The sequence below is a fragment of the Escherichia sp. MOD1-EC5433 genome (assembly GCF_002966005.1).
Classification (GTDB): domain Bacteria; phylum Pseudomonadota; class Gammaproteobacteria; order Enterobacterales; family Enterobacteriaceae; genus Escherichia; species Escherichia ruysiae.
In genome coordinates, this window is sequence record NZ_PTRL01000008.1 from 198,018 (window position 1) to 207,493 (window position 9,476).

The 9,476-nt window shown below is 49.7% G+C and carries 7 protein-coding genes; 4 read left to right on the plus strand and 3 right to left on the minus strand.

Translation table 11 applies throughout. From position 1 onward, the window contains the following. Positions 1 to 10: 10 nt before the first annotated feature. The 4 genes from pncB (at position 11) to aspC (ending at position 5,830) form a co-directional block, all read left to right on the plus strand. Positions 11 to 1,213 carry a nicotinate phosphoribosyltransferase gene (gene pncB / locus C3D30_RS16950; protein ID WP_105287162.1) on the plus strand — a complete coding sequence of 401 codons (1,203 nt, stop codon included), beginning with the start codon at positions 11 to 13 and terminating at the stop codon, positions 1,211 to 1,213. Positions 1,214 to 1,381: 168 nt separating this feature from the next. Next, complete coding sequence (asnS, locus tag C3D30_RS16955) at positions 1,382 to 2,782, plus strand: asparagine--tRNA ligase (RefSeq protein WP_000117892.1); 1,401 nt, start codon at positions 1,382 to 1,384, stop codon at positions 2,780 to 2,782. A 602-nt stretch (positions 2,783 to 3,384) separates the two neighbouring features. After that, positions 3,385 to 4,455 carry a porin OmpF gene (gene ompF, locus C3D30_RS16960; protein WP_000977931.1) on the plus strand — a complete coding sequence of 357 codons (1,071 nt, stop codon included), beginning with the start codon at positions 3,385 to 3,387 and terminating at the stop codon, positions 4,453 to 4,455. 184 nt (positions 4,456 to 4,639) lie between these two features. After that, positions 4,640 to 5,830 (plus strand): aspartate transaminase, encoded by a 1,191-nt coding sequence (aspC, locus tag C3D30_RS16970; RefSeq protein WP_000462677.1) that lies wholly within the window; start codon positions 4,640 to 4,642, stop codon positions 5,828 to 5,830. 221 nt (positions 5,831 to 6,051) lie between these two features. Here the strand turns inward: aspC and gloC are convergent, their stop codons facing one another. The 3 genes from gloC to ldtD form a co-directional block, all read right to left on the minus strand. Next, positions 6,052 to 6,699 carry a hydroxyacylglutathione hydrolase GloC gene (gene gloC / locus C3D30_RS16975; protein WP_001109465.1) on the minus strand — a complete coding sequence of 216 codons (648 nt, stop codon included), beginning with the start codon at positions 6,697 to 6,699 and terminating at the stop codon, positions 6,052 to 6,054. A gap of 26 nt (positions 6,700 to 6,725) precedes the next feature. After that, positions 6,726 to 7,274: a peptidoglycan L,D-endopeptidase MepK gene (gene mepK, locus C3D30_RS16980; protein ID WP_001516120.1), complete on the minus strand. Its 549-nt coding sequence runs from the start codon at positions 7,272 to 7,274 to the stop codon at positions 6,726 to 6,728. Positions 7,275 to 7,454: 180 nt separating this feature from the next. Continuing rightward, a complete protein-coding gene (gene ldtD / locus C3D30_RS16990; RefSeq protein WP_000926043.1) occupies positions 7,455 to 9,302 on the minus strand; it encodes a L,D-transpeptidase in 1,848 nt (615 codons plus the stop codon). Positions 9,303 to 9,476 lie beyond the last annotated feature (174 nt).

The window sequence follows — 9,476 nt, forward strand, 5'->3', positions numbered from 1 at the left end:
CTGCGCACCTATGACACAATTCGCTTCTCCTGTTCTGCACTCGTTGCTGGATACAGATGCTTATAAGTTGCATATGCAGCAAGCCGTGTTTCATCACTATTATGATGTGCATGTCGCGGCGGAGTTTCGTTGCCGAGGTGACGATCTGCTGGGTATTTATGCCGATGCTATTCGTGAACAGGTTCAGGCGATGCAGCACCTGCGCCTGCAGGATGATGAATATCAATGGCTCTCTGCCCTGCCTTTTTTTAAGGCCGACTATCTCAACTGGCTACGCGAGTTCCGCTTTAACCCGGAACAGGTCACCGTCACCAACGATAACGGTAAGCTGGATATTCGTTTAAGCGGCCCGTGGCGTGAAGTCATCCTCTGGGAAGTTCCTCTGCTGGCGGTCATCAGTGAACTGATACATCGCTATCGCTCACCGCAGGCCGACGTTGCGCAAGCCCTCGATACGCTGGAAAGCAAATTAGTCGACTTTTCGGCATTAACCGCCGATCTCGAGATGTCGCGCTTCCATCTGATGGATTTCGGCACTCGCCGCCGTTTTTCCCGCGAAGTACAAGAAACCATCGTTAAACGTTTGCAACAGGAACCCTGGTTCGTTGGCACCAGTAATTACGATCTGGCGCGTCTGCTTTCCCTCACCCCTATGGGAACGCAAGCGCATGAATGGTTCCAGGCGCATCAACAAATCAGCCCGGATCTTGCCAATAGTCAGCGCGCCGCACTTGCTGCGTGGCTGGAAGAATATCCTGACCAACTTGGCATTGCGTTAACCGACTGCATTACTATGGATGCCTTTCTGCGTGATTTCGGCGTGGAGTTTGCCAGTCGTTACCAGGGGCTTCGCCATGATTCCGGCGACCCGGTTGAATGGGGCGAAAAAGCCATTGCACATTATGAGAAGCTGGGAATTGATCCGCAGAGCAAAACGCTGGTTTTCTCTGACAATCTGGATTTACGCAAAGCGGTCGAGCTTTATCGCCACTTCTCTTCCCGTGTGCAATTAAGCTTTGGTATCGGTACGCGCCTGACCTGCGATATACCCCAGGTCAAACCACTGAATATTGTGATTAAGCTGGTGGAGTGTAACGGTAAACCGGTGGCGAAACTTTCTGACAGTCCTGGCAAAACTATCTGCCATGACAAAGCGTTTGTCCGTGCGCTGCGTAAAGCGTTCGACCTTCCGCACATTAAAAAAGCCAGTTAATATCATCAGGGAGCCATAACGGCTCCCTTTTTTGCCTTTTATTCCGAAATCTTTTGTCCCATCTGCGAATTCTGCTTGTCTGATTGCAGATGCCAGGTAACATAGGTATCCCCCCATTGACGGGTGGACAAGTGTTTATTTTTTCCGACTATTAACAGAGAGAATATTATGAGCGTTGTGCCTGTAGCCGACGTACTCCAGGGCCGCGTAGCCGTTGACAGCGAAGTCACCGTGCGCGGATGGGTGCGTACCCGCCGAGATTCAAAAGCTGGCATCTCCTTCCTCGCCGTTTATGACGGTTCCTGCTTTGATCCTGTACAGGCTGTCATCAATAATTCTCTGCCCAATTACAATGAAGACGTCCTGCGTCTGACCACCGGTTGCTCGGTCATTGTGACGGGTAAAGTCGTGGCGTCGCCGGGCCAGGGGCAACAATTTGAAATTCAGGCCAGCAACGTTGAAGTTGCCGGCTGGGTTGAGGATCCAGACACTTACCCGATGGCAGCAAAACGCCACAGCATTGAGTATCTGCGTGAAGTCGCTCACCTGCGTCCACGTACCAACCTGATTGGTGCCGTTGCGCGCGTTCGCCACACGCTGGCACAGGCGCTGCATCGCTTCTTTAACGAGCAGGGATTCTTCTGGGTTTCAACACCACTGATTACCGCATCTGATACCGAAGGCGCTGGCGAAATGTTCCGCGTTTCAACGCTGGATCTGGAAAACCTGCCGCGTAACGATCAGGGCAAAGTCGATTTCGACAAAGACTTCTTCGGTAAAGAGTCTTTCCTGACCGTATCTGGTCAGTTGAACGGCGAAACCTACGCTTGCGCATTGTCCAAAATTTATACCTTTGGCCCGACTTTCCGTGCAGAAAACTCCAACACCAGCCGTCACCTGGCGGAATTCTGGATGCTGGAGCCGGAAGTGGCGTTTGCTAACCTGAACGATATCGCCGGTCTGGCTGAAGCCATGCTGAAATATGTCTTCAAAGCGGTTCTCGAAGAACGTGCTGACGACATGAAATTCTTCGCTGAACGCGTAGATAAAGATGCTGTCAGCCGTCTGGAACGCTTCATTGAAGCCGACTTTGCGCAGGTTGATTACACCGACGCGGTAACCATCCTTGAAAATTGCGGTAAGAAATTTGAAAACCCGGTTTACTGGGGCGTGGATCTCTCTTCCGAGCATGAACGTTACCTGGCAGAAGAACACTTTAAAGCGCCGGTCGTGGTGAAAAACTATCCGAAAGATATTAAGGCGTTCTATATGCGTCTTAACGAAGACGGTAAAACCGTTGCAGCAATGGACGTACTGGCACCGGGCATCGGTGAGATCATTGGTGGTTCCCAGCGTGAAGAGCGTCTGGACGTGCTGGACGAACGTATGCTGGAGATGGGTCTGAACAAAGAAGATTACTGGTGGTATCGCGATCTGCGTCGCTACGGTACTGTTCCGCATTCCGGTTTCGGTCTTGGTTTTGAACGCCTGATCGCCTACGTGACTGGTGTGCAAAACGTGCGTGACGTGATTCCGTTCCCGCGTACCCCGCGTAACGCCAGCTTCTAATTTAGTTTTTCCGAGAGCCAGCGCCCGCTGGCTCTTTTCTATTCCCTTCTGTCAAGTTATCTGTTTGTTAAGTCAATCAATCTATTTGCAACCCTGTCACAACAGCCTTCCTGTTACGGAATATTTCCACGTAACATTTGTGAACAAAAAATAATCCGCATTCTTATTGCGGATTAGTTATTTCTTAGCCAATAGCACAATTTCCATAACTCTTATTGGCTTTCTGGATGTCTGAACGTGTGTTTTAGCGAAGCCACTGAGAGAAATCATCAGAGCGAAAATTTCCGTTTAGCTAAATTTAATATAAGGAAATCATATAAATAGATCAAACTCGCTGCAAATATCATTAAAGTCCAATGGAAATATGACGGCGTTCACAAAGTTCCTTAAAATTTACCTTTGGTTACATATTTTTTCTTTTTGTAACTATATCTTTATCTTTGTAGCACTTTCACGGTAGCGAAACGTTAGTTTGAATGGAAAGATGCCTGCAGATACATAAAGACACCAAACTTTCATCAATAGCTCCGTAAATATTTATTGACGAAACTTATTGACGGCAGTGGCAGGTGTCATAAAAAAAACCATGAGGGTAATAAATAATGATGAAGCGCAACATTCTGGCAGTGATCGTCCCTGCTCTGTTAGTAGCAGGTACTGCAAACGCTGCAGAAATCTATAACAAAGATGGCAACAAAGTAGATCTGTACGGTAAAGCTGTCGGTCTGCACTATTTTTCCAAGGGTAACGGTGAAAACAGTTACGGTGGCAATGGCGATATGACCTATGCCCGTCTTGGTTTTAAAGGGGAAACTCAAATCAATTCCGATCTGACCGGTTACGGTCAGTGGGAATACAACTTCCAGGGTAACAACTCTGAGGGTTCTGATGCCCAAAATGGCAACAAAACCCGTCTGGCGTTCGCTGGTCTGAAATTTGCTGATGCTGGCTCAATCGATTACGGTCGTAACTATGGTGTTGTTTATGATGCACTGGGTTACACCGATATGTTGCCAGAATTTGGTGGTGACACTGCATACAGCGATGACTTCTTCGTTGGTCGTGTTGGCGGCGTTGCAACTTACCGTAACTCCAACTTCTTTGGTCTGGTTGACGGCCTGAATTTCGCTGTTCAGTACCTGGGTAAAAACGAACGTGACACCGCACGTCGTTCTAACGGCGACGGCGTTGGCGGCTCCATCAGCTACGAATTCGAAGGCTTTGGTATCGTTGGTGCTTATGGTGCCGCTGACCGTACCAACCTGCAGGAAGCTCAGCCTCTCGGCCAGGGTAAAAAAGCTGAACAGTGGGCTACTGGCCTGAAGTATGATGCGAACAACATCTACCTGGCAGCAAACTACGGTGAAACCCGTAACGCTACGCCGATCACTGGCGGCTTTGCCAACAAAACGCAAGACGTTCTGTTAGTTGCGCAATACCAGTTCGATTTCGGTCTGCGTCCGTCCATCGCTTACACCAAATCTAAAGCGAAAGACGTAGAAGGTATCGGTGATGTTGATCTGGTGAACTACGTTGAAGTGGGCGCAACCTACTACTTCAACAAAAACATGTCCACCTATGTTGACTACATCATCAACCAGATCGATTCTGACAACAAACTGGGCGTAGGTTCTGACGACACCGTTGCTGTGGGTATCGTTTACCAGTTCTAATAGCAGACCTCTTTGTTAAATGCCGAAAAAACAGGACTTTGGTCCTGTTTTTTTTATGCCTTCCAGAGCAATCTCACGTCTTGCAAAAACAGCCGGCGTTTTCATCAGTAATAGTTGGAATTTTGTAAATCTCCCGTTACCCTGATAGCGGACTTCCCTTCTGTAACCATAATGGAACCTCGTCATGTTTGAGAACATTACCGCCGCTCCTGCCGACCCGATTCTGGGTCTGGCCGATCTGTTTCGTGCCGATGAACGTCCTGGCAAAATTAACCTCGGGATTGGTGTCTATAAAGATGAGACGGGCAAAACTCCGGTACTGACCAGCGTTAAAAAGGCTGAACAGTATCTGCTCGAAAATGAAACCACCAAAAACTACCTCGGCATTGACGGTATCCCTGAATTTGGTCGTTGCACCCAGGAATTACTGTTTGGTAAAGGTAGCGCCCTGATCAACGACAAACGCGCCCGCACAGCTCAGACCCCAGGTGGTACTGGTGCGTTACGCGTGGCTGCCGATTTCCTGGCGAAAAATACCAGTGTTAAGCGTGTGTGGGTAAGTAACCCAAGCTGGCCAAATCATAAGAGCGTATTCAACTCTGCTGGTCTGGAAGTACGTGAATACGCTTATTACGACGCAGAAAAACATACTCTGGACTTCGACGCCCTGATTAACAGTCTGAACGAGGCCCAGGCTGGCGATGTGGTTCTGTTCCACGGCTGCTGTCATAACCCAACCGGTATCGATCCTACACTGGAGCAATGGCAAACGCTGGCGCAGCTTTCCGTTGAGAAAGGCTGGTTACCGCTGTTTGACTTCGCTTACCAGGGTTTTGCTCGCGGTCTGGAAGAAGATGCTGAAGGTCTGCGCGTTTTCGCTGGTCTGCATAAAGAACTTATCGTCGCCAGTTCCTACTCTAAAAACTTTGGTCTGTACAACGAGCGTGTAGGCGCATGTACGCTGGTTGCTGCTGACAGTGAAACCGTTGATCGCGCGTTCAGCCAGATGAAGGCAGCGATTCGTGCGAACTATTCTAACCCACCAGCGCACGGAGCTTCGGTTGTTGCCACTATCCTGAGCAATGATGCGTTACGTGCTATTTGGGAACAAGAGCTGACCGATATGCGCCAGCGCATTCAGCGTATGCGTCAGTTGTTCGTTAATACGCTGCAGGAGAAAGGTGCAAACCGCGACTTCAGCTTTATCATCAAACAGAATGGCATGTTCTCCTTTAGCGGTCTGACTAAAGAACAGGTACTGCGTCTGCGTGAAGAGTTTGGCGTGTATGCAGTAGCTTCCGGTCGTGTGAACGTAGCCGGGATGACGCCAGACAACATGGCTCCGCTGTGCGAAGCGATTGTGGCAGTGCTGTAAGCGTTAAAACCAATAAAGCCCGCTGAAAGCGGGCTGAGACTGATGACAAATGCAGCATTACCTGATGCGCTACGCTTATCAGGCCTACGCGTCCCCTGCAATATTTTGAATTTGCACGATTTTGTAGGCCGGATAAGGCGCTCGCGCCGCATCCGGCATAAACAAAGCGCACTTTGCCAGAAATCCAGGCCCGCATTGAAAGCGGGCTTTTTTATACGCCTTTACCAGACGGGCATTTCATCTCGCAGGAAGGGATTATGCAGGCGCTCATAACCAAGAGTGGATAATGGTCCGTGACCCGGAATAAATGTCACGTCATCCCCCAGTGGCAGCAATTTATCTTTGATTGAAGAAATCAGTTGATTGTGATCGCCACGCGGGAAGTCACTGCGCCCCACTCCACCTTTGAAAATAACGTCGCCAGAAATGAGCAGTTTTGACTGATTATCAAAGAAGACCACATGACCCGGCGTATGCCCAGGGCAATGTAACACCTGTAAAGTCACATTCCCTATGCTGATAGTGTCGCCTTCGTTCAGCCAACGATCCGGTGTTAGTGGCTGACACTCATCCAGGCCAAACATACGGCTTTGCGCAGGCAAGCCTTGCAGCCAGAACTCATCTTCCTTTTCCGGACCAAGAACCGGCACGCCGTAATGTCGCGCCAGTTCCGCCGCCGCGCCAACATGATCCAGGTGACCATGCGTAAGCAGGATCTGCATTAGCGTCAGGCCGCTGGCATCAACTTCCTGTTTGATTTTTTCTGCATCGCCGCCAGGATCAACCAGTGCAGCCAGGCGAGTTTGTTCACACCAGATCAATGAGCAATTCTGGGAGAATGCAGTGACCGGAATAATACGATAATTCATACTGCCCCTGTTTCGTTAAGCGATTGTTACCAGTGCCGTGCTGGCCCGGTATCAATATGCACAAAGTTACTACGTGGGTAATATCCTACACCACCTGCACGCATAGATAACGCGGCTTTGCGAATATTGCTTAACGCGACACCTTCAATATGGAAATCCATCGCCTGGCCTTTGGTGTGATAGCTTTTCTTCGCTACCCCACGGCTGTGCGCGCGTAGTTCATTGTTGGTATCAATAGAGCGATAACCGGAAATGAGTTGCACCGGTTTGCGGGTGCCTAACAGCCCTTGCAGGCGATACAACTGGTCGAATAATCCTGGGTCGATGGACTTTATTTTGTTCGCGCGGAAATCGCGGAAAAAATGGTTTAGTTTTGCCAATTCTTCCTGAATATAGCCTCTGCCATCGAAAAACTCCGCTTTAATTGACTCTCCGGTATGGAGATTATTGAGTGTCAAAATACGCGGACGTGGGGTAGAGAGTGTCGCAAACGCAGGGGTCGGCAAGATGGCGGCACCAAGTGCAACGCCACCAAGCGCCAGCAGTTTACGGCGATTAGCGTCGAATTTGTCCATGATAATCAAGTCTACAGGTCAATGTTATCGTTTATATGCACTTCTGGCGCACAAGAGGCACCTTAACCGTCCATAAAGCTAACGTCAAGATGACTCAATCCCAGCAGTAATGGGGGCTACCGAGAATAGCCCCCAATCATGCCAATTATTACGACAACTGATTTACCCGAACTACTTCATTTATCTGATTAATTGTTCCGCTTTCGATACAATTTGCGAGCTGGATCGCGCAGGCAGATCATAATTGTAAATATCTGTACGATATTGAGTACGACCGTCTGCACCGACAAACGCGGTCAGGTAGTAGAGATTAACCGGAATCGACTGACGGATATTGACGTAACGGGTATCTCCCTGCTTCAGGGCGTCGGAAATACGCTTGTCATTCCAGCCTGCATCCTGCAACAGCATATTTGCCAGATCCGATGCCTTATTCACCCGCACACACCCTGAGCTTAACGCGCGTGTATCACGCTTGAACAGATTGTGATTAGGCGTGTCATGCAAGTAGATAGCGTCTGAACTCGGCATATTAAATTTATACCGTCCTAGCGAATTTCGTGGGCCAGGAGCTTGCTGGAAGCGGAACGGTAAATTCGACGCAGTAATCGTTGACCAGTCAACCTGCCACGGATCAATCGCTTCTTTGCTGTTCCAGCCGCGCATCACCGTATAGCCATGACTTTCCAGATAACCCGGATCGTTACGCACTTTTGGCAAAATATCTTTGCGTGCCAGCGTCGGCGGTACGTTCCACGGCGGATTCACCACCACATTGTTTAAAGCACTGCTCATCATCGGTGTTTTTCGGTCAGGACGACCGACAATTACCCGCGAGTCCAGCACCTGATTACCGTTCTGGTAATAGACCAAAGAATAGGCGGGTATATTGACCATGATGCCAGTAGAAAGCTCCGCAGGCAGCAAGCGTAAACGCTGGATGTTGAGTGCCAGCACACCTGCACGCTGAGCTGGCGTTACATTTAACCAGTCCCGCGTTGCCGGGCCGATAGCGCCATCTGCCCCCAATCCTTGCCATGCCTGAAAACGTTTAACGGCTTCCACCAGCTCATTATCGTAGGCGGCGCGCACGGCTGGTGCCGGTTTACTGCGAGCCGTAGTTTGCCTGTCCATCGGCTTAGTTTCCGCTGTTTCGACGGCAACGGCGGACGGACTCACGACTGCATCAGCGGGTGTTTCATCGCCAGGGAGCGCAATTTTCGGTCCGCCTTCGAGCATTCCCGTTCGCTGCAAAATCTCGCGCAGTGCTGGTACATCATTACTCCACTGGCCAGGACGCAGCGTTGCTTTACCGGTCAGTTGTGGCCACGGTTTAGTATCGCTGAGTAAGGTCAATAAAGATTCATGCATCGCGGCATATTGCGGATGCTGCGGAGCCAGTCCTGCAATAAACGTTGGCAACTGACCATTATTTAGCGCCACCTGCCATTGGTTAATGACCGAGAGCGGTGGTGTAGAGAGCACATAAGGTTTACTGCTGTACAACCAGCGCGTACCTTTGACCGGAATGTTAGCAACGAAATGGAGATAGCCCAGCATTGCATCCGACAACACTACGTCGCGTGCCAGACCGTTAACGCCAGGATCAGTCAGTAACTCTACCCATTTGTTAAACTGCGGCTGAAAACCAGCAATCGCCACTTCTGCTAGTTGCTGCTGGAAGGCTTTTACCGCATCACGGTTTTCCCACATCGGCTGCATATCACGTGCGGCATACAGCAGTTGAAGTTGGTTAAGATAAACCGGCTTATAACCTGCGGGTAATTGAGATTCGATTTGTGTGCGAGCGTTTTCCGCCGCACCCTCTGGTAGCGGCTGAAGTCCCGCCATAATTGCCGTAGCTTGCGCTTGCGGCAGTGCATCTCCCTGTTCGCTAACAGCCACCGGGCTGTCGCCAGGGATTACTTCAGGCTCATCAGCCTGCACACTGAACAGTGGAGCGAATGTTACGGCCAGACACAAACTCATTGCCGAAAGCCGACGACCACACATCATGTTAAGCAACATCCCTTGCCCCCTGTTTTTATCATACTTTGAATAGCCAGGCTGCTTTTCTCTACTTGCCTGTACAACGCCAATACTCACGAAAGTATGACGAGCAAGCCTGTTACTTATCAGGCTTACCTTCAGTATATAAACACCGATACGTTTTTACACAACCTAATGTAAAGAAGTTTAAAG